A 22,846-nucleotide genomic window follows, 5' to 3' on the forward strand; every position below is an offset into this window, starting at 1 on the left:
GGAAGCGCGCCGTACTCATCGGTCACCGTCGCGATCTCGTCACGCCGGGCTTCCCCGAGCCCTCCCATCTCGGACGTCACCGGACATGTGACTGGTCGTGCAGGCAGGATCCGACGAAACGCGCAAGCAGCGTCGTCGGGTCCTTTTTTTGTGCCCGGACGCCTCCTGACGCTCCGCCGGAGCACCGATGACGGTGCCGGAGGGGGCGGGGACGGCGACGGACGGCCGGGCAGCACAGCGCAGGGAAGCGCGCGTCCCCACACACCCGGAGGAGTACCGATGAGTACCCAGGAGAGCGCGAAGGCGATCCTCGAGCACGTCGGCGGCGCCGCCAACGTGGCGAAGCTGCAGCACTGCTCGACCCGTCTGCGGTTCGCGCTGGCGGACGACGCGAAGGCCGACGTCGAGGCGCTGAAGGCGGTGCCCGGCGTGATCGGCGTCGTCACCGGCCCACAGACGCAGGTCATCGTCGGCAGCGGCGTCAGCGAGATGTACGCGGCGGTCGAGAAGCTGCGCGGCGGCACCACCACGTCCACGGCGCGGGCGAAGCAGCCGCGGTCCCTCAAGCGCCTCGGCGCGACGATCATGGACTTCGTGGTCAGCGTCTTCACGCCGATCATCCCGGCCATCGCGGGCGCCGGCATCTTCAAGTCGTTCCTCGTCCTCGCCTCGGCGCTGGGCTGGCTCGACCCGGCCTCCGACAACTTCAAGCTGCTGTCCGCCATCCCGGACGCGGTGTTCGGCTTCCTGCCGCTGCTCGTCGCCTACACGAGCGCGAAGAAGCTGGACGTGAACCGGCCGCTGGCGCTCGGGCTCGTCGGCGTCCTGGTCTTCCCGGCGTTCACGACGCTGCTCAACCAGGAGGGCGGCGTCGCCCTCTTCGGCATCCCGGTGCCGGTCATCGCCTACAACGCGCAGGTGTTCCCGGCCATCCTGGCCGTGCTGCTGCTCTCGGTCGTCGAGCGCTTCTTCACGAAGCACTCGTGGGGCCCGATCCGCACGTTCTACGTGCCGCTGATGTGCCTGGTGATCGTCGCTCCGGCCACGATCTTCCTGCTCGGCCCCCTCGGCTACTGGCTCGGCTCGATGCTCACCGGCGCGATGATCGGCCTCTACGGGGCGCTCGGCTGGGTGGCCGTCGCGCTGCTGGCCGGCGTGCTCCCGCTGATCATCTCGGTCGGCATGCACAAGGCGTTCATCCCGCCGACCATCGCGACAATGGCCAGCGCGGGCAAGGACACCTTCTACCTCGCCTCCTCGCTCGCCCACAACGCGGCGGAGGCCGGCTCCAGCCTCGCGATCGCCCTGCGCACCAAGAGCGCGACCCTCCGCGCCACCGCCTTCTCGGGCGGCCTCTCGGCCCTCTTCGGGATCACCGAGCCGGCGCTCTACGGCGTCACGCTGCAGAACAAGCGCGCCCTGGTCTCCGTCATCACGGGCAGCGTCGTCGGAGGCGCCTACATCGGCGCCACGCAGGTCGCCGCGTTCGCGCTGGTCAGCCCCGGCGTCGCCAGCATCTCGATGTTCATCGACGGGCTGAACCCCTGGAACCTGCTCAACGCCGTGATCGGCCTGCTGATCTCGGTCGCCGTCTCGTTCGTCGTCTCCTTCGTCATCTGGCGCGACGACGCCTCCGCCAGCGTCCAGGCGCTCGGCGATGTGGCGGCCGCCGCCGGGAGCCCGCTCGCGCTGCAGGCGCCGCTCACCGGCTCCGTCATCCCCCTCTCGGAGGTGCCGGACCCCGTGTTCTCGGCCGGCGTGCTCGGCGAGGGGCTGGCGATCCGCCCCACCGACGGAGCCGTCCGGGCGCCGTTCGCGGGCGAGGTCATCGCACTGCTTTCCTCCCGCCACGCCGTGGGGCTGCGCCGCGCGGACGGCGTCGAGGTGCTCATCCACGTCGGCATCGACACGGTGCAGCTGGACGGCGCGCCGTTCGAGGCGCACGTCGCGGTCGGCGACCGGGTCGAGGCCGGGCAGCTCCTCCTCACCGCCGACCTGGCCGCGATCACCGCGGCCGGCTACGACACCACGACCCCGGTGCTCGTGACCAACTCCGCCGAGTACACCGTGCTCGTCGAGGCCGCCGAGCGGATCACCGCCGGCGACCGGATCATGACCGTGACGCAGAGAGAGAAGGAGCTCGCCGATGGCGCTTCCTGACGGATTCCGATGGGGCGGCGCCCTCGCCGCCAACCAGGTCGAGGGCGCGTGGCGCGAGGGCGGGCGCGGCCCGGCGGTCAGCGACGTCGCCTCCTACAAGCCGAAGGCGGACCCGAAGGAGTACGCGATCCACCACCGCAACACGGTGGAGAGCATCACGGCGGCGATGTCCGACGACGACACCGAGTACTACCCCAAGCGCCGCGGCATCGACTTCTACCACCGCTACCCCGGCGACCTCGCGCTGTTCGCCGAGATGGGCTTCACCACCCTCCGCGTCTCGATCGCCTGGACCCGCCTCTACCCGACGGGGGAGGAGGCGGAGCCGCTCGAGGAGGGCATCGCCTACTACCTCGCCCTCTTCACCGAGATGCGGCGCCTCGGGATAGAGCCGCTGGTCACGCTCTCGCACTACGACCCGCCGCTCGCGCTCGCGCTGAAGCACAACGGCTGGGTCGACCGCCGCACGATCGGGCTGTTCGAGCGCTTCGCCCGCACCTGCTTCGAGCGCTTCGGCCACCTCGTCGACATGTGGCTGACCTTCAACGAGATCGACGGCATCATCCGCCACCCGTTCACCTCGGGCGGGATCATCGAGGAGACCGTCGAGGGCAGCGTGGAGCAGGCCTGCTACACGGCTCTGCACCACCAGTTCGTCGCCTCCGCCTCGGTCACGAGGACGCTGAAGGAGCTGTGGCCCGAGTCGCGGATGGGCTGCATGCTCACGATGCTGACCACCTACCCCAACACCTGCCACCCCGACGAAGTCGCGGCGACGCAGGCGAAGGAGCGGATGCTCTACCTCTGCACCGACGTCCAGGCGGGCGGCGCCTACCCGCGCCTGGCGCTGCGGGCGCTCGAGAGCCGCGGAGTCGAGATCCCGTTCGAGGCGGGCGACGTCGAGCTGCTGCGCGAGCACCCCGTCGACTTCATCTCGTTCAGCTACTACATGTCGATGACGGAGTCCGTGCGCCCCGACGCCGAGCGCACCCCCGGCAACACGGTCCTCGGCGTCAAGAACCCGTTCCTCGAGTCGAGCGAGTGGGGCTGGCAGATCGACCCCGTCGGGCTGCGGATCTCGCTGATCGACCTCTACGACCGCTACGGCAAGCCGCTGTTCATCGTCGAGAACGGGCTCGGGATGCGCGACGAGCTGACCGACGACGGCCGGGTCCACGACCCGTACCGGATCGACTACTTCCGCGCGCACTTCGAGCAGATGATCCAGGCGGTGGACGAGGGCGTGGAGCTGCTCGGCTACGTGAGCTGGGCGCCGATCGACCTGATCAGCGCCTCCAGCTCGCAGATCTCGAAGCGCTACGGGTTCGTCTACGTCGACATGGACGACCTCGGCCACGGCAGCACCGAGCGCTACCGGAAGGACTCGTTCTTCTGGTACCAGAAGGTCATCGCCTCCAACGGCGCGGATCTGGGATGATCCTCCTCTGCCCGGAGGCGCCGTCCGGCTCTCCGGGCAGAGGCCCCGCCACCCCCACCCCAGCCCTGACGCGGCCGTCGACGGAGACACGCATGCAGACCATCAAGAAGGTGCTCAACTCGAGCGTCGTCCTCGTCGTCGACGAGCGCGGCGTCGAGCGCGTGCTCCTGGGCAGGGGGATCGGCTTCGGAGCGAAGGCCGGCGAGGCGATCGAGCCCTCGAGCGTCGACCAGGTGTTCGTGGCGCTGGACGACTCGGATCAGCGCAACCTCGTCGAGCTCCTGGCGCAGATCCCGCCGGAGTTCGTCGAGCTCACCCGCGCGGTCGTCGCCGACGCGGAGGAGCAGGGGCTGAAGCTCGACCCGCACGTGTACCTCGCGCTCACCGACCACCTGCACTTCGCGGTGGAGCGGCAGCGGCGCGGGCTCTCGGTCGCCAACCGGCTGGCCTGGGAGATGCGGACGGTCTACCCCGTGCAGTACGCGGTGGGGGAGCGGGCGGTCGAGCGGATGCGCGAGCGCCTGGACGTGGAGCTGCCCGCCGACGAGGCCGCGAACGTCGCCTTCCACCTCGCCAACGCGGAGCTCGGCAAGGTCGGGATCGACTCGCTCCGGATCGTGCAGCTCATCCGCTCGGTGACCGCGATCATCCAGCACTCCAGCGGAGCCGCGCTCGACCGCGACGACCTCCGCTCCGCCCGCTTCGTGGCGCACCTGCAGTACTTCGCCGAGCGCTTCTTCTCGGGCGGCCTGCTCGAGAGCGAGGACGACTTCCTCTTCACCAGCCTCAGCGCCCGCTACCCGCGCGCGATCGCCTCCGCCGAGCGCGTGCGCTCCTTCGTGGCGGCCGAGTACCAGGCCGCCCTGCCCAACGAGGAGGTCGCCTTCCTGGCCCTCCACATCGCGCGCGCCGCTCCGGAGTAGCGCGCTGACCCCGGAGAGCCGCATGCACCGCACCACCTCCGCCCGCCCGACGACGCCCGCGAGCGCGCGCCCGTGACCGGCACGATCCACCTCGTCCGCCACGCCGAGACCCTCTTCAACGTCGCCGGCCAGCTGCAGGGCTGGTGCGACTCGCCGCTGACCGAGCGCGGCGAGCGCCAGGCGGCGGCCCTCGGCGAGCGGATGCGCGGCGTGCCGCTCGTCGCGGCGTTCACGAGCGACCTCACCCGCACCCGCACCACGGCGGCGGCGGCGCTCGCCGGGCACCCGTCGCTCGAGGCCGAGCCGATGGTCGAGCTCCGCGAGTGGCACTTCGGCGCCTTCGAGGGGCAGCCGAACGCCTCGCTCTGGGAGCCGGTGTTCGCCGATCACGGCTACTCCTACGTGCCCTCCTCCGCCGACTGGCCGCGGATGACCGACGCCGGTCTCGACTCGGTGCTCGACGCGATCCACCGCCACGACCCCTCCGGCCGGGCCGACAGCGGTGCCACCGTGCGCGCCCGCGTGGAGGCCGCGATCGCGCGGTTCGTGCCGGCGGCCGAGCACGGGGACGTGCTGGTCGTGACGCACGGAGCGGTGCTCGGGAGCATCCTCCGCGCGCTCGACCCCGCGCACCGGCCGCAGCGGGGCTACCCGAACTGCGCGGTCGTGTCGGTGACGGACGGCGTCATCGGCGAGGTCGACGGGAGCTGCGCGACGGCCTGACCCCGCTCCTCCTCCTCCACGGACGCCCCTGTGCGCTCCGGTCGCCGACCGGACGAGCACGGGGGCGTCCGTCGTGCTCGGGACGCCGGCGGCCCGCACCCGGGCCGCCCCCGGACCTGCACGCGCGGCCGCCTCGGGACCTGCACGTCCGGTGATCCGGGACCTGCACTTTCGGCCACCTCGGCGCTGTACCGAAGTACAGGAGCCCGTCGCGAGAGCGTCCGTAGCGTCTGAGGAGTCAAGAGAAACGACTTCGAGGAGATGACATGCGAGGGCTTCAGCTCAGCGGCGTGAGCCGTGCATTCGGCGGCCACCGGGTCCTGCACGACGTGGACCTGTCCGTGGGCCGCGGCGAGATCGTCGGCTTCATCGGCGGCAACGGCGCCGGCAAGACCACGACGATGCGGCTGATCCTGGGCCTGCTCACCCCCGACACGGGGACCATCACCTGGGACGGCGCGCCGATCACCGCCGAGGACCGCCGCTCGATCGGCTACATGCCGGAGGAGCGCGGCCTCTACCCGCAGATGCGGGTCCGCGAGCAGGTGATCCACTTCGCTCTGCTCGAGGGGCACGACGCCCGGGGAGCCCGTGAGACCGCCGAGGAGGTGATCGACGCGCTGGGCCTGGCCGAGCGGGCCGACACCCTGGTGCAGGACCTCTCGCTCGGCAACCAGCAGCGCGTGCAGCTGGCCGTGTCCCTGGTGGGCGATCCGTCGCTCCTGGTGCTGGACGAGCCCTTCTCGGGGCTCGACCCGGTCGCCGTGGAGACGATGGCCGGCCTGATCCGGCAGCAGTCCGCCCGCGGCGTCGGCGTGCTCTTCTCCTCCCACCAGCTCGACCTGGTGGAGCGCCTCTGTGACACCGTCTGCGTGCTCGACTCCGGCCGCGTGACCGCGAGCGGAGCGGTGGCCGAGCTGCAGGACGACGGCCGCAGCCGCTGGCAGCTGCAGTTCTCCCGCCCCCTGGACGACCTGCTCGTCGCCGAGCTCGGCGTCATACCGGGACTGTCGGCCGAGCCGGTCCCCGGTGAGCCGGAGTCGCTGCTCGTCTCGATCGAGGGCAGCGGCCGGGACGTCCCCGAGCAGGTGCTCGCGACCCTCACCCGCCACGGCGGCCTCCGGAGCATCCGCACCGCGCAGCGCTCGCTGACCGAGCTGCTGTCCGAGCGGCTCACCGCCGCCTCCACCCCTGCGGCCGAGCGCCGCCTCGAGATCCAAGGAGCAGGACGATGACCACCACGCACCCCCGCGCCGCCCACGCCCGAACCGCCGAGAGCTCCGCTCCTCCGACGCCGGCCCGGGGAGCCGCGACGATCGTCCGCCGCGAGATCCTGACCCGCACCGGGAACCGCACGATCCTCACCGCGACCCTCGCGCTGGCCGCGATCGCCGGCCTCGGCGCCGGGATCGGCGGCTGGTTCCTGGTCGACGCGACGAGGGAGGCGGGGACCGTGGTCCTCGACACCCGGATCCTGTTCGCGACCGCGATGATCAGCGCCCTGCTCGCCGCGATGGTCTACTCCTCGTCGAGTCTGGCCTCGGGGGTGGTCGAGGAGAAGTCGTCCCGGATCGTCGAGATCCTGCTGACGAAGATCGGCGTCGCCCCGCTGCTCGCCGGGAAGATGATCGGCGTCGGCCTGGTGACCCTGGCCCAGCTGCTCGTGATCGGCGGCGCCGTCGTCGGCGGGTTCAGCGTGGTCGGCGGGTGGTCGGTCCTCGAGATCGAGCTCGGCCCGAGCCTGGTCTGGTTCCTCGTCTGGTTCCTGCAGGGCTACGTGCTCTTCGCGCTCCTCAGCACCCTGCTCGCCTCGACCGTGTCGAGGCAGGAGGACCTGGGCACCGCCGCCATGCCGCTCTCCGTCGTGCAGATGGCGCTGCTGATCATCGCGCTCTACGTGGTGCCGGCGAACCTCGACGAGGCCTGGGTGCACGCGCTCTCCTTCGTCCCCCTCTTCTCCTCCTACCTGATGCCGATGCGCTTCGGCCTCGACTCGGTCGGCACCCCCGAGATGGTGATCGCCGCCGTCGTCGCCGCGATCACGGTGCCGCTGCTGTTCCGCCTGGTCGTCCGCGTCTACCGCAACAACGCGCTCCGCACCGGCTCCCGCGTCTCGCTCCGCGCCTCCCTCAAGGCCGCCGACGCCTCCTAGGCCCGGCTCCCGATATCCACCACCACCACCCCTCGGAAGGACACCACCATGACCACCTCGCGCACCGCCTCGACCCGCCCCTCGCCCCTCAAGAAGCTGCTCGTCAACACCGCCCTCCTCGTCGGGGGAGCGGGCGGCGCCTACCTCGTCGTCACCTACCTCTTCTGATCCGCTCGACCGACCGAAGGACACGATCGTGACTCTCCTCGCGACTCCCGGGCTCCGCCCCGCGACCCCCGGGCACCGCCCCGCGGATCCGGCGGCCCTCCGGGCGGCGGTCTCGACCGAGCGGCTGCTCGGCGGCGGACGCCACCGCGTCGCCGCGATCGACCGCCCCGCCTTCGCCGGCCGGAACGCGTCGTGGACGATGACCCTCGACGACGGCGCCCGCGTCTTCGTCAAGCACGTCTCGCCCCGGACGGCGGGCCCCGCGGCCTTCCGCCGCTCCAGGGACTTCGCCGGCTTCGCCGCCCGGAGCCCCGAGCACGCCCCGGCCGGACCCCGCCTGCTGGCGGCCGACGAGGACGACTCCCTGCTGGTGTTCGAGCACTGCCCCGGCACCAGCCTGGCCCTCCTGCTCGTGGAGGAGCGCGTCCCCGCGGACTTCCCCGAACAGGCCGGCCGGCTCCTGGCCCGGCTGCACGCCGGCCCGGTGGCGGGCCTCACCGCGACCTCGCACCCCAGCCCTCCCGTCGAGATGCTGCGCGTCGGCATCCCGCACACCCGCTACGTCGACCTCACCCTCGCCGAGCTCGCCTTCTGGGGCGACCTGCAGCACGACGAGCAGCTCGTCTCGGCCACGGAGGATCTCCGCGAGTGGGAGAGCGGCAACCGCACGGCCCCGATCCACGGCGACCTCCGCCTCGACCAGTTCCACCTCCGCGACGGGCGCCTCCAGCTGCTCGACTGGGAGGAGTTCGGGATCGGGGATCCGGCCCGCGACCTCGGCACGCTGGCGGGGGAGTGGATCCACCGCGCGGTGCTCGACACCGTGACCACCCGGGAGGGCGCCTCCGCTCCTCCCCTCGCCTTCGACACCGCGGCCGCGGACGCCCGCATCGCGGAGCGGATGGCGGCACTGGTCCCGAGGATCCGGCGGATGTGGCTCGCCTACGCCGCCGAGACCGCCGGTGCGGACGACGCCCTCGCCGTCCGCGCCACCGCCCACCTGGGCTGGCACCTCGTCGACCGCACCCTCGCCCGGGCCTCGATGGTCTCCCGCCTCCCCGGGATCGAGCGGGCCGCCGCCGGCATCGGCCGCCGCGTCCTGCTCGCCCCCTCCGCCTACTCCACCGCCCTCGGATTCGACAGGAGCCCGCGATGACCGCCCTCACCACCCGCTCCGTCCTCGACGAGGCCGTGATCAGCGTCGACGCCGCCCGGCTGCGGGCCGAGGTCGACGGGACCGTGATCGAGGCCACCGGGCCGATCGAGCTGCGGGCCCGACTCGCCGCCACCGTCTACACCCACCTGCACCTCCGGAACCCGCTGCTCGGCGAGACCGCCGGAGGCGACGGCCAGGACCTCGCCCCCCGGCTGATCGACGCGATCCCGCACCGCACGGTCCTGCAGCCCGCTCCCTCCGGGGTGCTCGGCTCCGCCACCGTGCAGGGGGAGGAGCGCCGGGTCGTCGAGCTGGGCCGCGTCCAAGTCCTCGTGCCCGAGGTCGATCTCGTCCGCTCCGCCGACGGGGCCGTCGCCGGCGTCCGGCTGCCGAGCTGGCGCACCCGCACCACTCCCGGCTACCTCCTCGCCCTCGGCCCGATGGGACTCGATCCCGCCGACCGGGTCGTGCGCCTCTCGCTCGTCGCCGACTCGGCGGAGGACGCGCTCGCCCTGTGGGGCCCGCTCCTGGAGGCGCTCGCCGCCTCCGGAGCCCGCCACCAGGCCAAGGCGCTCTCGGACCCGCGGGCCTTCCCCCGCTCCGACGCCCTCGTCGTCTACCTGCCCGCCGACTCCGCCGACGACGTCGCCCGGAGGATCACTCCGCTGCTCGATGCCCGGCCCTCGCCCCGCACCGCCGTCTCGGCCTTCGCCGAGAGGCTCGCCGACGGCCTCGCCTACGCCGAGGACCCGGCCGACGAGCGCTCCTCCTACCGCGGACTGAGCTTCGGCCAGCACCGCTCCCGCGTCCTCGCCGAAGCGCTCCTGCGCTCCTCGGCCGAGACGATCCCCGCCGCCGACGCCTGGGCCGACGCCGCCCGCGCCGCGCGCATCGACCCGGACCGCCCGGGACTCACCGCCCGCTAGGGCCCCACGAACCTCCCCTCGATCCCGAGGGGACCACCACCTCAGCCCGAGGTACTCCACGAAAGGGACACATCATGACCACCATCTCCACCGACGCCCAGTCCGCCGACCTCACCGCCCTCGCGGGAGCGCACGACACCTTCGCCACCGTCGACGAGCTCGGCTCGGACGCCGCGACCGAGGCGCCCGCCACCACGCCCCTGTGCGTCGGCATCATCGTCGGCGCCACCCTCGGCGCGGGCTGCTGACCCGGCCCTCCTCCCGCCCGGGTGCTCCCGCAGCACCCGCTCCCCGGCCCTCCGGCCGGACCACCCGCACCACTCCCCGCACGACCCGGCGGATCCGCCGCCACCACTCATCCAAGGAGAACACCATGTCGACCATCACCGCCCAGACCGTCCAGTCCGCCGACCTCGCCGAGCTCGCCACCGCCCACGACACCTTCACCGCCGCCGACGAGATCGGCACCGACGCCGCCTCCGAGGCGCCCGCCACCACCCCGTTCTGCGCCGGCGTCATCATCGGCGTCACCCTCACCGCAGGGTGCTGACGGGCACGGGGCGACCGGTCCTCGACCGCGTCGCCCCGGCCCCTCCCGGGCGCGTGCCGTCCGCTCGCGCCGTCCGCCCATCCCCGTCCGCCCTTTCCGCGGGCACGGTCCGCCCGTCCGCCGCCGTCCTCACCGCCGGCCGCGACCCGATCCGCCCTCCCGCCCGCCGCCCTCTGAGGAGACCGCCATGACCACCCCGCCCGGTGCGCAGAGCGCCGCACTCTCCGACCTCTCGCTCGGCCGCTTCGGCTACTCCCGGGTGGCCCTCGTCCTGACCGGCTCCGCCATGACCCAGGTCATGCCCTACTGGATCCAGTGGGCGCGCGCCGCCGCTCCGGCGACCGAGTTCCGCGTGCTCGTCCGCGACTCGGCCTACCGCTTCACCACCCGGCACAACCTGGAGTCGCGACTGCGCGGCCGGATCCAGGACGACCGCTGGGACGACGAGATCGTCGTCGCCCACGTCGACCTCGCCGAGTGGGCCGACCTCATCCTGATCTACCCGGCCACCCTCGACTACGCCTCGCGCCTCGCGCACGGCATCACCGACTCCCCGTCGCTGCTCGCGGCCCTCACGACGGAGGCGCCGGTGTGCATCGCTCCGTCGCTGCCGCCGCGGGCGCTCGGCAACCCGGTCGTCGAGTCCACCCTCGCGCTGCTGCGCGAGCCGGCCAACTTCACCGTCATCGACCCCGTGCCCGGGCCGAGCGAGTCCAGCGACACGGCGCTTGCCTGGGTGCCGCCCGCGTTCCCCGCGGTGCTGCGCCACCTGGAGTCGCTGCGCACGGCACCGGCGGCCGCGGAGGAGGCGAGGTCGGCGTGAGCACCACCGCCCCTCCGCGGGCCCTCGTCACCGGGCTGCTCGTCACCGAGCTCTCGGAAGGACCCGACGGGACCACCGTCTGGACCCGCCGCCTCGGAGAGCAGGCGCCGCTGCCGTTCTCGCCGGTGCCCGTCCGCCTCGCAGCGCCCGATCCCCGGATCGTGCCGGGAGGCGCCGACCCGTCGATCCGCCGCTACCGCACCACCGCCCGCGCCCTGCTGCCCGCGCTCCTCCACGAGCTGTCGGAGGAGGCGCTCGTCTCCGTCGGCCGCGAGTGGAAGGGCGCGCTGGACGCGCTCCACGGCGCCCGGCCCGCCGGGGAGCCGCTCCCTCCGCGTCCGCTGCAGCGCGCCCGCGGCTGGCTCGCCGGTGGCTGGGCGCCCGCCGCCGAGGAGCTCGGCGCCGGCGGTCTCCTCGAGCTCGCCGACTGGGCGGAGGCGGTCGTCGCCTCGCCGGCCGCGGTCGTGGTCCACGGCCACCCCGGCCTCGCCCACCTCGTCGTCGACGGGACCCGCGTCGCTCTGCTCACGGGCGAGGACGTCGGGCTCGCCGACCCGGTCTGGGACGCCGCCTGGGTGCTCGGGGAGCTCGCAGAGCTGCACGCCTTCCACCCCGCGCTCCGCCCGGCCCTCGACGCGCTCCGCCGCGGACTCTCGCTCGAAGAGGACCACGACGCCGAGCTGCTGCGCATCGGCACCGCGTTCCGGCTGGCCCAGCACGCCGTCGACTGGCACCGCTCCGGGGGCGCCAGCAGCGATCAGGCGCGGCTGCTGCTGCGCCTGTCCGCCGCACAGCTGGGGGAGCGGGCGGAATGAGCGCCCGCGACGTCCCGACCCTGTCCGCCGCCCTGCCCTCCGGCGCCCGCGCGCTCGTCGTGCACCGGCCGGAGGTCCGCAACGACTCGGTCGCCCTCGCCGTGCCCGCCGGTATGCGCCACGAGCGCGACGGCGAGGAGGGGATGCTGCACCTGATCGAGCACCTCGTCTACCAGGACAGCGAGGGGGTCGCCGGTCTCGTCCGGCAGACCCGCGTCGCCGAGAGCGGCGGCGTCCTCGGCGGTCACACCCACCTCGACTACTCCGAGTTCTTCGAGACGGGCTCTCCCGGGTCGGCCGCCGTGATCGCGGAGCGGCTCGTCGAGCAGGTCTTCCGCCCCGCCTTCCTGCCGGAGCAGATCGCGGAGCAGATCCGCGCGGTCGCCTCTGAGCGGGCCGCGCGCCTCGCCCCCGCTCCGGGCGGCGTGCTGCCGTGGCCGCACCTGACCGCCCGCTACTGGGCCGACGCCCCCAACGCGCACGACGGCAGCGGCGACCTCGACCTCGAGGGCCGCGCGACCGAGCCCGTCCTGCGCGCGCTGCACCGGCGCCACTACAGCCCGGCCGGCTCCGTGCTGGTCGGCGTCACGGCCGACGACCCCGCCCGGCTCCTGGACCGCCTGGTCGCGGCCCTCGCGGAGGCGCCCGATCGCGCAGCAGGACCGGTCGCCGTCCCACCTGGGACGGCCCGCCCCGAGTACCGCGCCGAGCCCGCCGCCCGCCGGCTCGCCGCGACCGCCGCCGCGCCGTCGACCCGCGTCTCCGACGAGCTGCTCGGCGACCTGATCGCCGCCGAGGCGCTCGCTGCGCAGGCCGGACTCGACGCGAGCGCCGGACTCTTCGGCCCGGGCGACACCGTCGCCGACGACCTCTTCGTGCTGGTCGACGACACCGCCGTGCCCGTCGATCCGTGGCACCGCCTCCGCGCCCTCGCGGTGAGCGACGACTCCGCCCTCGAGCACGCCCGGCATCGCGCGGTGCTGCGTGCGGAGCGGCTGGTGCACGACGACGAGCGTCTGGCCCGCACCGTCGCCCGGGATGCCCTGCTGCGCGGTGCGCCCGGCTTCGCGGGCGAGCTCGTCGACTCCCTCGCCGCGCGGCCGCCGCGCCCGCTGCTCGCGGACGCCGCGGCCCGCCTGGCCGAGCAGCCCTTCGCCGCATTGGGCGTTCCCGCCGCCTCCACCCCTCCAGGAAGGAGGAGCCCATGACCGCCGCACCCCCGCTCGCCGTCGTCGACGAGCGCTCCCGCTTCGCCGTCGTCGCCCTCGGCTGGCGCGACCCGGCCGGAGACGACGGGCCCGACCGCGCTGCCCGCCTCCGCTCGGCCGTTCCCCCCGGAGCGGTCTCGCTCGCGTGGACGGCGACGGCCGGGGCGCAGAGCCTCACCGCGGTGCTCCCTCCGGAGGGCGCCGCGGCCTGGACCGCCCTGACGCTCGAGCGCGCCCAGGGAGCCGGGGATCCGGTGCTCGCCGTGGTCGGGCCCGAACGCGCCGTCCACAAGACGTCCCGGCCCGTCTCCGTGCCCGCCGCGGCTCCGCTGCCGAGCGCTCTGCACCAGTCCCGCGAGCAGGGCTACGAGAGCACGATCGTCACCGGCGCGGACCCGTCCGGCGAGGTCGGCCACGCCGCGACATTCCTGGCGCTGTGCCGCCTCACCGCGGGGGCCGAACCGCTCGTCCCCGCCGCACTGCGCTCCGCCGGCGGCGATGCGGTCGCCCAGGTCGCGCGGGGCCTGCGCTCGAGCCGCCCCTCCCTCACCTGGCAGGTCGTCTCCCCGGCCGGCCAGGGCATCCCGACCCTCGAGACCGTGCTGCGCACCGTCCTCGACGGCCGCGCCGCGCACGGGGAGGGAGCACGCGCCGCGCACGCGTTCGCGCGGGCGAACCTCCTCCGCGCCTGGCGGTCGCCCGAGACGCTCGCGCGCACCCTGGTGGAGTACGAGGTGATGGGCTGGGGCGGCGCCCTGGTGCTCGATCCGGAGCAGGCGCTCGCCGCGGTCGACGAGAGTGCGCTCGAGCGGGCGGTCGCGGGGCTCGTGCGGCCCGTCGCCGACGTGGTCGGCTGGGGCTGAATCCGGCGGGCTCGATCAGCTCCGGCCGGGACGCGTCCCCAGGTCGACGAGCCCGTGCTCGATCGCCGAGACCAGGATCTGCACCCGGTCGCGCACGCCCAGCTTCTCCATCACCTTCACGAACCGCGCCTTCACGGTCGACTCGGTGACGAACAGCTCCTGCGCCATCTCGCGGTTGCTCATCCCGCGGGCGAGCAGGCGGATCACCTCGAGCTCCTTCTCGGTGAGCGCCTCGAGCAGATCGGGGTCCGGCACCGTCTCCGCCGGCACCGACTCCTCGAGCCCCTTCACCACGTGGCGCGTGACCTCGGCGGAGAGCACGGACTCGCCCGCGAGCACCGCGTGCACCGCCGCGATGATCTCCCGCGGCTTCGTGTCCTTGACCAGGTAGCCGGAGGCGCCCGCGCGGAGCAGGTCGACGACGTAGCGGTCCGTGGTGAACGTGCTGAGCCCGAGGATCGCGATGCCCGGGTGCTCGGCGTGGATCCGCTCGGTCGCGGCGACGCCGTTCATGACCGGCATCTGCATGTCCATCAGGATCAGGTCGGGCTGGAGCGTCGCCGCCTGCTGCACCGCGATCCTCCCGTCGGAGGCCTCGCCCACCACCTCGATCGCCGGGTCCTGCGAGAGGTAGTCGCGGAGGATCTCGCGGGTCATCGATTCGTCGTCCACCAGCAGCACGCGGGTCATCGCTCTCGTCCTTCGTCGGTCGCCCCCGCGACGAGCGCACCGGACGCCCGGCCCTCGAGGGGGATGGTCATGGTCGTGGTCCAGCGGCCGCCGCGGGCTCCCGCGTCCAGCCGCCCGCCGAAGACGGCGCAGCGGGCCGACATCGCCTCGATCCCGAGGTGCGAGGAGACGATCGGAGCCGCGGAGGCGATCGCGTTGGAGGAGCTCAGCTGCACCTCGCCCCCCGACACCTCGAGCCGGAGCTGCACCTCACCGGCGGTGTCGCCGTGCTTGAGCACGTTCGTGCCCAGCTCCCGGACCGTGCGCCGCAGCACCTGGCGGAGGCTCGCGGGCACCTGCGCCACGGAGCCCGCCACGTCGAGGCGGACCCGGAAGCCCGCGCGCTCGATCGCGTCGGCGACGTTCCGCACGTCGTGGACGAAGCCGACAGCGGTGGTCGTGGCGCCCGAGACCTCCGGGGTCCCGAGCAGGTCGGAGTCGCCGCGGGCGGGAGCGCCTGCCTCGTCCTCGTCCTGGAGGAGCGTCACGAGGCTCCGCAGATCCTGCAGCGCCTGCTGCGCCGCGTCGCCGATGCTCTCGAGGATGCGCTCGGTCTTGGCCGGGTCCTCGACCGAGGTCGCGCGGCGGGCCTGCATGGCGATGATGGTCACCTCGTGCGCGACGATGTCGTGCAGCTCGTGCGCAAGCCGGGTCCGCTCCTCGTTGCGGATCCGCGCCTGCTCCTCCTGGATGCGGTCGGCCCGGCGCTCGCTCCGCTCGCTGCGGCCCCGGAAGGCGTTCAGGCCCAGCCCGGCGGTGCCGCCGAAGAGGACGAACGCGCCCAGGACGTAGACGGCCGTGCCCATGGCGCGGTCGACGAGCAGCACCGCGGGCAGGAGGACGAGGGTGCCGAGCACGAAGACGAGCCCCGCGCGCCAGGGGAGGAGGAAGGTGACGAAGCCGACCACCACGATGGTCGGGAAGATCAGCGCCGCGAGCAGCAGCGGCGGGGCGCCGAGCATCAGGACGACGGCGTAGACGAGGTAGAGCGAGACCGCCGCGGGGATCGCGCCGGCGAGCAGCGCCAGGAGCGGCAGGTAGGGGAGCGCCAGCTCGATCCAGCCGCGGACCGACGTGAGGTCGACGCTGCCGCCCATCAGGTCGATGACGACGAGGAGCGTGAAGGAGCCGAGCAGGAGGGACCGGGTGATCCACCCGCCGGGCAGCGTCCGCACGTCGTTCGTCCACCGCGTCGTCCCCACCACGGGACCAGGGTACCGAAGCCTCCCCCGAGCCCCGTCGGCCTTCCGTACAAGGGCGGACTGGTCTTTCGTACAGGAGCGGTGCGACGGGGCGTCGCCATGCTTATGGAGCGGTCGAGCCGATCGCACCCCTCGATCACAGGAGAACGACCATGGCCCCGATCCTCGCCGCCGCCGCCCTCGCCCTCGGAGCCGTCCTCGCTCCCGCCGCTGCTCCTGCCGCCGCTCCCGTGCAGGCCGCCTCGTCCGCCGGCGTGCAGACGGTCGCCGCCTCCTACGAGCTGCCGAAGGTGCAGAAGCCGGGCGGCATGGAGTCGATCCAGGACCGCGGCGCCCTCTGCAACCTCTTCGGGATGTGCTGAGCGCAGCTCTCGGACCGGGTCAGCCCTTCAGCGGGTCGTTGCCCCAGTTCATCAGGGAGTAGCGCCACTTCGTCTCGGTGACATCGCCCGAGGGACGCTGCTTCGCGTGCCGGTGCACGTAGCCGACGACCTTCGTCATGTGGGCGTAGTCGTCGTCGCTCAGGTCGGCCTGCTTCGTGCCGAGCAGGTCGACGATGCGGCGCCCGCTCTCGTGGCCGACGGACTCGCCGCCGCTCTCCGGCTTCTGGCCGACCTCCTTCGACTCGTCGGTGCCGAGCCACTCCTCGAGCTCCTTCGCGGTCATGTTCACGGCGTCGTGGAACTCGTCGCGGGTCGTCCGCTTCTCGTCGTCGGTGGGCATCGCGGGGCTCCTCGGGTCGGTCGGTCCGGGTCGGTCGGTGACCTCCAGCGCAGCGTGTCGGAGGGGGAGAGGTCAAGCCCCGTGCGCGGTTCCAGGGCGCGCGTAGCGTCGGAGGAGTCCGCACCAGCCGACCACCGCCGACGTCCGCCGCCGGCAGAGAAGAGGCCCCAATGCCCTCCCGCAACACCCTCGTCCGCAGTCTCCACGACCTCGGAGCCGCCGCCTGGTTCGGCGGCTCGCTCATGGGCGCCGTCGGCCTGAACGGCGCCGCGTCCACCTCGTCCGACCCGGTGGAGCGCCTCCGCCTCTCCTCGAACGGCTGGGCCCGCTGGACCCCTGTGCAGCTCGCCGCGATCGCCGCCCACGGCGTCGGCGGCATCGGACTCGTCCTCGCCAACAAGACCCGCCTGGCCAACCAGCAGGAGAGCCGCACGAACACCGTCGTCAAGACCGTCGTGACCGGGCTCGCCGGTGCCGCCTCGGTGATCGCCGCGGTCGCCGGAGCGACGCAGGCCAAGCACGCCGACGAGGGCGCCCCCGGCGTGACCGAGGCGTCGGAGCACAACTCACAGGAGCTGACCACGGCCCTCCGCGTGCAGAAGGTCACCCAGTGGGCCATCCCCGTGCTGACCGCCGTCATCATCGTCCTCGGCGCCCAGCAGGGCGAGCAGCAGCGCCCCGTGAAGGGCCTCTTCGAGACCACGGCGCGGATGTTCCGCAAGTAGTCCCCGCGCTCGCGCGCAGACCGTCGGCCGAGAGTGCCCGCCGTCCCCCGAGGGTGGAGGGCGGCTGCTCTCGGCCGACGTTCTGCGCGCTGGGTCCGGCTAGCGGCAGTGTCCGCGGCTGCTGCGGGGTCGCCGTGGGGATCGCCGAGGCGGACGCGCCTGTGCTGATCTGCTCGGCGACCACCCCGCCGTGAAGGGTGATGCGGCAGCTGATCCCGCCCTGGTCATCGGAGTTTCAAGGCGCCGATCCCGCCGATCAGGGAAGCGGGGGCGGGGCCGACGCCGGTCCTCCTCGGACGGGGGCGGCGCAGTCGTCGAACGTTTGAGGGCCCGACCGAGGCCGAGGAGTGGCGTGGAATCGCCCGGACGCACGGAGGCGGTCCGATTGACCCCGCTATCTCTACATAGGTAGCGTCATCCGTGTGCAGCCACTCCCTCGCCTCACGTCCGCCACCGCGGACGTCCTCCGGACCCTCCTCGATGCCGACGGCCCGACCTGGGGCATGGTCGTGATCAAGGCCACCGGGCGACCGGCGGGCAGCGTCTATCCGATCCTGGAGCGGCTCGAGGGAGCGGGCTGGGTGGTCTCGGAGTGGGAGGCCGCGAGCGAGCGGAGCGGCCCGCGTCGCCGGCTCTACGAGCTGACCGCGGAGGGCGCCCCGGCAGCCCGGGCCGCCGTCGAGCGGATGCGGTCGACCGCGCGGACGGCGCCGCGAGCGGCGGAGGCGACCGCATGAGCGCGCTCCTGCGGCTCCTGTCGCTGCTCCTGCCCCCGCTCGCCCGGGAGCGCTACCTCGAGGAGTGGCGGGCCGACCTGGCCGGGGCCGCCGAGCTGGGACTGCCCCGGCGCGGCGTCGTCCTCGGAGCGCTCGCCCTGCTGGCGAGCGTCGACCGCGACCTGCCCGCGCACACCGGCGAAGCGCGGGGCACGCTCCCGCGCCGCCTCGCCCGCCGCGGACTCGCGCTCTTCGCCGCGGCCGCGCTGATGCTCAGCGGCATCGCGCTCACCGGCGGCGGGATCGTCCCCGAGCCGGGTGCCGCCTCCGACACCGCCCTGGCCGCCGTCGGCGTCGTGCAGACCGCGGTGCTCGTCGCCGCCGTCGCGGTCGCGGTCCTCGGCGCGATCCACCTGCTCGGCGCCGCGGCGTCGGCCCGCACGGTGCTCGCGCGGATCTCCCTGGTCGCCGCCGTCATCGGCCCGGTGCTCACCGCGGCCGGCCTCCTCCTCCCCGGACCCCTCGCCCTCGTCGGCCTGCCCGTCTCCCTCGCCGGACTCGTCTGCGGCGCGATCGTCCTCGGCGGCTCGCGGACCATCGCCCTCGCACCGCGGACGGCGACCCGCGCTCAGCGCCTCCCCGTCGCCCTCGCGGGCCTCGCCCTCGTGGCGGGCGTCACGGTGGTGGGCGCCGTTGATCTGCTGGTCTGGAATCCGCAGGCGAAGGTCCCCGGCGTGGCCCTGGCGGAGATCTACGCCACCATGTCCGAGCGCGACGGCTTCGAGTTCGGCTCCCACGCGATCTGGGTCACCGGGTGGGCCGCGTTCTGGACGGCCGCCGCGATCGTCGTGACGGTCGGCGCCCTGGTCGGCCGGAGGTCGCCGCTCGCTCCGCGGCGGATCGCGGTGCTCATGCTCGCCCTGGTCGCCGGCGCCGTCGTCTTCCGCTTCTTCGCCGGGTTCGGCTTCGGGATGTCGGTCGCCGACACCTTCGTCACCTCCGGCGGCGACGGCTCCCTGGTCTCGGCGATCCTGCCGCCGCTCGGACAGCTCGCGCTCGCCGGCGCCGCGATCGCGGTGGGCTGGGCGCCCCGAGTCGCCCGGCCGGCGGCGGCCTCCGCGGCCTGACAGTGCTCGTGCCGGCGGAGACTTGCGCCCGGGCGGCTCGGGATGCACGAGAACGGGGCTGCCTGCCGACGTACTTCCCTTCGTGGTGAACACGGACGGCCCGTTCCGGCGCGGCTGAGCGCCCGCCGACCTACTCCAGCCGGCGCAGGAAGCGGGCCGGCTGGTCGAGGAAGCCGCGCCAGGTCCGCACCAGGTCGAGGTCGTCGTAGCGGCAGGGGCGCAGGCCCGTCTCGTCGAGCTCGTAGAGGTCGGCTCCGGGGAGGGCCGCGAGGATCGGCGAGTGCGTGGAGAGGACGACCTGCGAGCCGCCGGCGACCAGGTCGCGCAGCTGCCCGATCAGGGCGAGGCAGCCCGACACCGAGAGGGCCGACTCCGGCTCGTCGAGGAGCCACAGCCCGCTGATCCGGGAGCGGTTCGCCACGATGTCGAGGAACGACTCGCCGTGGCTCCGCTCGTGGTATCCGCCGTCGATCCCCACCTCCTCCAGGTAGCTGAAGAAGCCGTGCATCGTCTCGGCGCGGAGGAAGAAGCCGCGCTTGGACGCGCCGGCCCCGCGGACCAGCTGGAGGTGCTCGGCCAGGTCCGACTCCGAGGCGCGGGAGGAGTGCATCGCACCCGTGGATCCGCCCTCCGCGTTCAGCCCGTAGGCGAGGGCGACCGCCTCGAGCAGCGTCGACTTGCCCGAGCCGTTCTCGCCGGTGATCACCGTCACCTGGCCGAGGTCCCAGCCCTCGGCCAGCACCTGCCGCACCGGCGCGAGCGTCGCGGGCCACCGCGCGAGGTCGGCGGGGTGCTCGGGTCGGGCCTGCACGCGGCGCACCGGGAGGGTCGAGAACACCCGGTCAGTCAAGCAGGTCGACGCTCCAGCCGGCCTCGGCCAGCGGGCGGGCCGTGTCGGCGCGGGGCGAGTAGGGGAGGTCGTCGGCGCCGACCACGCGGTAGTCGGTGTCGCCGGGGCCGACCCAGAGGACGGAGTCGGACGGGCCGGCCCGGTGCAGCGCGGCGCGGACGGCGTCGGCCGGCTCCGCGATCTCGAGCACCTCGCAGCGCTCGACGCGGCGGGCGCCGTCGACTAGGGCGCGGCGGATCCGCGCGGGGTCCTCGAAGCGCGGGTGGTGGTCGGTGACGATCACCAGGTCGGCGCGCTCGGCAGCAGCCCGGCCCTTGGGCGCGCGCTTGCTCGGGTCGCGGTCGCCGTCGGCGCCGAGGAGGACGAGCACGCGGCCGGGCGTCACCTCGCGGAGGGCGTCGACGGTGCGCGCGACCGAGTCGGGCGTGTGCGAGAAGTCGAGGAAGACCCGCGGCCCGTCGGCGCCGGACACGAGCAGCGTCCGCCCGGGCACGGTGACGTCGATCCCTGAGCCGACCGCCGCGGCCACCCGGTCGCGCGCGTAGCCCGCCTCGATCAGCATCACCGGCGCGAGGGCCGCGTTCGAGGCCATGTGGCGGCCGAGGAGCGGGACGGAGGTGGTCGTCGACCAACCGTCGCGGGCGGTGAGCCGGAAGCGGGTGCGGTCGACCGCGGTCTCGAGCACGTCGATCCGCCAGTCGGCTCCGTCCCCGGCGGAGAGCGTCACGACCGGGACGGAGGCCTCGCGGGCGATCCGGCGCCCCGCCTCGGTGTCGACGACCACGACGCCGCGCCGGCTCCGCTCGGGCGTGAACAGGCGCTGCTTGGCGCGGAGGTACTCGTCCAGGTCGCCGAAGTCGTCGAGGTGGTCGTGGCTGAGGTTGGTGAACCCGGCGACGTCGAGCACGATCCCCTCCATCCGGGAGCGCACGAGCGCCTGAGCGCTGACCTCGATCGCCGCCGCCTCGACGCCGTCCTCCGCCATCCGGGCCAGGAGCGCGTGCAGCTCGGAGGCCTCGGGCGTGGTGAGGCGGCTGGCGACGACGTGGTCGGCGCTGCGGCGCTCGGCGGTGGAGCTCAGCCCCGAGACGACGCCCAGCTGCCGGAGCACCGCGTCGAGGAGGTGCACGGTGCTGGTCTTGCCGTTGGTGCCGGTCACGCCGAGGAGCACCGGTCCGCTCCTCGTGCCGTACACCTGCGCGGCGACCGGGCCGAGGGCGGTGCGGGGATCGTCGCTGAGGAGGACGGGCAGTCCGGAGGCGCGCGCCTCGTCGAGCCCGCCCGCGTCGGTGAGCACGGCGACCGCTCCTGCCGCCGCCGCGTCGGCCGCGAACCGGGCCCCGTGGCTCCTTCTCCCGGGGAGCGCGGCGAAGAGGGCGCCGGGGCCCGCCTCGGTGTGCGCGACGGTCACTGCGGTGATGCGGACGTCGGCGCCGTCGCCGTGGAGGCGGAGCCGATCGCTCGCGAGGTCGGCGAGCGCGACACCGGCGGCATGGAGCGGTTCGAGGAGCCGGAACACCGGCATGCGGGCCTCCTGCGGGGCGGGCGGGGCGGTGTCGCCGAGGGCCCTCCGGGCGCCGCCGGGCGACCGGAGGGGGGAGGACCGAGAGGCCCAGGCCTCAGCCTGCGCGCCGCTCCCCCCGATCGGGGAGGCCCTTGCCACCGCCCGCCCGGGGCGCTAACCGCCTCGGCCTACTGCCGCGAGAACGCCTCCTGGTACAGCGCCGCGAGCTCGGGGGAGCTCTCACCGCTGAGGCCGCAGGTCAGGATCGTGTCGCCGTCGGCCGCGACCAGGTAGTCGACCCCGGTCTCGAACACGATCGGGGCACCGTCCACCGCCGTCTCCCTGCCCTGGGTCACCGTGACGCCGTCGCCGACCTCGCCCGCGTAGCGCTCGAGCACGTGCAGGGTGACGGTGCTCCCGTCGATCGAGCGGACCTCGGCCCGGAACGCGAGCTGAGCGGGGGCCAGCGCGGCGGCCGTCACCGGCGAGCACGCGGCCATCGGCCCGCCCGTGCTCGGCAGGATCAGCGTCGAGGTGCTGCCCCCGCCCACGCCGAGCGCGAAGGGCAGCAGGAGGGAGGCGGCGGCCCCGGCGCTCAGCGCGCCGACTCCCACGATCAGCCAGGGGGAGCGGCGGCGGGAGTGCACCGTCCGCGTGCCCTCACCCGTCGCGGCGGCGATCTGCTCGGCGAGCTCGTCGCGGTCGAGCGCGGGGAGGCTCCGCGCGGGGTCGACCGTGCGGAGGAGGCGGCGGACGTCCTCGTCGTCGGTTCCGGTCATCGGAGTCCCCCTTCGGGCGCGTGCGGGTCTGTGGAGTCGTAGAGCTCGGCGAAGCGGCGCCGCGCGCGGTGCAGGCGGATCGAGACGGCGTTCGCCGTGACTCCGAGGACCGCGGCGATCCCGCGGACGTCGAGCTCCTCCCACGCCCAGAGGCGCAGCAGCTCGGCGTCCTGCTCGCGCATCCGGGCGAGCACGAGGCGCACGGTCTCCTCCGCGCCCGACGCCTCGCCCTCGTCGATCTGCACCTGGGGCGGATCGACGACCGCGATCCGCTGGGCGAGCATGACCTGGCGGCGCTGCATCCGCCGGGCGTTCTGCAGCTGGAGCCGGGCGACGCCGATCGCCCACGGCACCGGGTCGTCGTCGGGGACGTCGGCGCTGCGGCGCCAGAGCACCGAGAGCGTCGCGGCGAGCACGTCGTCGGCGGTGGCGGAGTCGGTGCGCCGCCAGAGGTAGCGGCGGACGGGATCGGCGACCGCGGCGGCGACCGCGGCGAACCGGTCGGGACCCGCGAGGGGAGCTGGCATGTGCCTCATGCTCCCTCCTGTCCGGGATCGGCGCACATCTTTCACCGGCGCGCCGGGCG

Annotated in this window: 25 protein-coding genes; 18 read left to right on the plus strand and 7 right to left on the minus strand. The window is 74.1% G+C overall.

Annotated elements, in window-relative coordinates; genetic code table 11:
* Nucleotides 1-279: 279 nt before the first annotated feature.
* The 14 genes from C5D36_RS11085 (at nt 280) to C5D36_RS11140 (ending at nt 13,905) form a co-directional block, all read left to right on the plus strand.
* The gene (locus tag C5D36_RS11085) at nt 280-2,160 is read left to right on the plus strand and encodes a beta-glucoside-specific PTS transporter subunit IIABC (protein ID WP_104295843.1); all 1,881 of its coding nucleotides are present in this window, start codon (nt 280-282) and stop codon (nt 2,158-2,160) included.
* A complete protein-coding gene (locus C5D36_RS11090) occupies nt 2,147-3,598 on the plus strand; it encodes a glycoside hydrolase family 1 protein (protein ID WP_104295844.1) in 1,452 nt (483 codons plus the stop codon). Before C5D36_RS11085 ends, C5D36_RS11090 begins: the two co-directional genes overlap by 14 nt.
* 92 nt (nt 3,599-3,690) lie before the next feature.
* Nucleotides 3,691-4,521, plus strand: a complete 831-nt coding sequence (locus C5D36_RS11095) for a PRD domain-containing protein (protein WP_104225973.1) — start codon at nt 3,691-3,693, stop codon at nt 4,519-4,521.
* A 72-nt stretch (nt 4,522-4,593) separates the two neighbouring features.
* On the plus strand, nt 4,594-5,244 hold the full coding sequence (locus tag C5D36_RS11100; RefSeq protein WP_104268545.1) for a histidine phosphatase family protein: 651 nt from the start codon (nt 4,594-4,596) through the stop codon (nt 5,242-5,244).
* Between the two features lie 290 nt (nt 5,245-5,534).
* Nucleotides 5,535-6,479: an ABC transporter ATP-binding protein gene (locus tag C5D36_RS11105; RefSeq protein WP_258062921.1), complete on the plus strand. Its 945-nt coding sequence runs from the start codon at nt 5,535-5,537 to the stop codon at nt 6,477-6,479.
* The gene (locus tag C5D36_RS11110; protein ID WP_104225127.1) at nt 6,476-7,396 is read left to right on the plus strand and encodes an ABC transporter permease; all 921 of its coding nucleotides are present in this window, start codon (nt 6,476-6,478) and stop codon (nt 7,394-7,396) included. Before C5D36_RS11105 ends, C5D36_RS11110 begins: the two co-directional genes overlap by 4 nt.
* A 196-nt stretch (nt 7,397-7,592) precedes the next feature.
* A complete protein-coding gene (lxmK, locus tag C5D36_RS11115) occupies nt 7,593-8,720 on the plus strand; it encodes a class V lanthionine synthetase subunit LxmK (RefSeq protein WP_258062922.1) in 1,128 nt (375 codons plus the stop codon).
* Nucleotides 8,717-9,646, plus strand: a complete 930-nt coding sequence (locus C5D36_RS11120) for a T3SS effector HopA1 family protein (protein WP_104295846.1) — start codon at nt 8,717-8,719, stop codon at nt 9,644-9,646. Before lxmK ends, C5D36_RS11120 begins: the two co-directional genes overlap by 4 nt.
* Before the next feature lie 74 nt (nt 9,647-9,720).
* Complete coding sequence (locus tag C5D36_RS16880) at nt 9,721-9,894, plus strand: hypothetical protein (protein WP_181027122.1); 174 nt, start codon at nt 9,721-9,723, stop codon at nt 9,892-9,894.
* A 125-nt stretch (nt 9,895-10,019) separates the two neighbouring features.
* Nucleotides 10,020-10,196 carry a hypothetical protein gene (locus tag C5D36_RS16885; RefSeq protein WP_181027123.1) on the plus strand — a complete coding sequence of 59 codons (177 nt, stop codon included), beginning with the start codon at nt 10,020-10,022 and terminating at the stop codon, nt 10,194-10,196.
* 187 nt (nt 10,197-10,383) lie between these two features.
* Nucleotides 10,384-11,019, plus strand: a complete 636-nt coding sequence (locus C5D36_RS11125) for a flavoprotein (protein WP_104225100.1) — start codon at nt 10,384-10,386, stop codon at nt 11,017-11,019.
* Nucleotides 11,016-11,834 (plus strand): hypothetical protein, encoded by an 819-nt coding sequence (locus C5D36_RS11130; protein WP_104295847.1) that lies wholly within the window; start codon nt 11,016-11,018, stop codon nt 11,832-11,834. The genes C5D36_RS11125 and C5D36_RS11130 overlap by 4 nt, the downstream gene beginning before the upstream one ends.
* Nucleotides 11,831-13,042 carry a pitrilysin family protein gene (locus C5D36_RS11135; RefSeq protein WP_104246981.1) on the plus strand — a complete coding sequence of 404 codons (1,212 nt, stop codon included), beginning with the start codon at nt 11,831-11,833 and terminating at the stop codon, nt 13,040-13,042. The genes C5D36_RS11130 and C5D36_RS11135 overlap by 4 nt, the downstream gene beginning before the upstream one ends.
* Nucleotides 13,039-13,905, plus strand: a complete 867-nt coding sequence (locus C5D36_RS11140; protein WP_104295848.1) for a hypothetical protein — start codon at nt 13,039-13,041, stop codon at nt 13,903-13,905. The genes C5D36_RS11135 and C5D36_RS11140 overlap by 4 nt, the downstream gene beginning before the upstream one ends.
* Nucleotides 13,906-13,920: 15 nt before the next feature.
* Here C5D36_RS11140 and C5D36_RS11145 read toward each other — a convergent pair whose 3' ends face one another.
* Nucleotides 13,921-14,595 (minus strand): response regulator transcription factor, encoded by a 675-nt coding sequence (locus tag C5D36_RS11145; protein ID WP_104225096.1) that lies wholly within the window; start codon nt 14,593-14,595, stop codon nt 13,921-13,923.
* Nucleotides 14,592-15,839, minus strand: a complete 1,248-nt coding sequence (locus tag C5D36_RS11150; RefSeq protein WP_258059356.1) for a sensor histidine kinase — start codon at nt 15,837-15,839, stop codon at nt 14,592-14,594. Before C5D36_RS11150 ends, C5D36_RS11145 begins: the two co-directional genes overlap by 4 nt.
* A gap of 149 nt (nt 15,840-15,988) precedes the next feature.
* Between C5D36_RS11150 and C5D36_RS11155 the strand changes: the two genes are divergently transcribed.
* On the plus strand, nt 15,989-16,198 hold the full coding sequence (locus C5D36_RS11155; protein ID WP_104225965.1) for a hypothetical protein: 210 nt from the start codon (nt 15,989-15,991) through the stop codon (nt 16,196-16,198).
* A gap of 19 nt (nt 16,199-16,217) precedes the next feature.
* Here the strand turns inward: C5D36_RS11155 and C5D36_RS11160 are convergent, their stop codons facing one another.
* Complete coding sequence (locus C5D36_RS11160) at nt 16,218-16,559, minus strand: DUF3140 domain-containing protein (protein ID WP_104295849.1); 342 nt, start codon at nt 16,557-16,559, stop codon at nt 16,218-16,220.
* Nucleotides 16,560-16,729: 170 nt separating this feature from the next.
* Between C5D36_RS11160 and C5D36_RS11165 the strand changes: the two genes are divergently transcribed.
* The 3 genes from C5D36_RS11165 (at nt 16,730) to C5D36_RS11175 (ending at nt 19,127) form a co-directional block, all read left to right on the plus strand.
* Nucleotides 16,730-17,284: a hypothetical protein gene (locus C5D36_RS11165; RefSeq protein ID WP_104295850.1), complete on the plus strand. Its 555-nt coding sequence runs from the start codon at nt 16,730-16,732 to the stop codon at nt 17,282-17,284.
* Nucleotides 17,285-17,706: 422 nt separating this feature from the next.
* The gene (locus C5D36_RS11170) at nt 17,707-18,021 is read left to right on the plus strand and encodes a PadR family transcriptional regulator (protein ID WP_104249735.1); all 315 of its coding nucleotides are present in this window, start codon (nt 17,707-17,709) and stop codon (nt 18,019-18,021) included.
* Nucleotides 18,018-19,127: a hypothetical protein gene (locus C5D36_RS11175; protein WP_104295851.1), complete on the plus strand. Its 1,110-nt coding sequence runs from the start codon at nt 18,018-18,020 to the stop codon at nt 19,125-19,127. Before C5D36_RS11170 ends, C5D36_RS11175 begins: the two co-directional genes overlap by 4 nt.
* 130 nt (nt 19,128-19,257) lie before the next feature.
* On the opposite strand, the gene C5D36_RS11180 is transcribed toward C5D36_RS11175, so the two are convergent.
* The 4 genes from C5D36_RS11180 to C5D36_RS11195 form a co-directional block, all read right to left on the minus strand.
* Nucleotides 19,258-19,965: an AAA family ATPase gene (locus C5D36_RS11180; RefSeq protein WP_104268547.1), complete on the minus strand. Its 708-nt coding sequence runs from the start codon at nt 19,963-19,965 to the stop codon at nt 19,258-19,260.
* 4 nt (nt 19,966-19,969) lie between these two features.
* Complete coding sequence (locus tag C5D36_RS11185) at nt 19,970-21,502, minus strand: Mur ligase family protein (protein ID WP_104295852.1); 1,533 nt, start codon at nt 21,500-21,502, stop codon at nt 19,970-19,972.
* A gap of 167 nt (nt 21,503-21,669) precedes the next feature.
* Complete coding sequence (locus tag C5D36_RS11190) at nt 21,670-22,260, minus strand: hypothetical protein (RefSeq protein ID WP_104237812.1); 591 nt, start codon at nt 22,258-22,260, stop codon at nt 21,670-21,672.
* Entirely contained in the window at nt 22,257-22,787 is a 531-nt protein-coding gene (locus tag C5D36_RS11195) for an RNA polymerase sigma factor (protein WP_181072873.1), read from the minus strand. Before C5D36_RS11195 ends, C5D36_RS11190 begins: the two co-directional genes overlap by 4 nt.
* Nucleotides 22,788-22,846 lie beyond the last annotated feature (59 nt).

The sequence above is a fragment of the Rathayibacter sp. AY1C6 genome, assembly GCF_002931535.1.
Taxonomy (GTDB): Bacteria; Actinomycetota; Actinomycetes; order Actinomycetales; family Microbacteriaceae; genus Rathayibacter.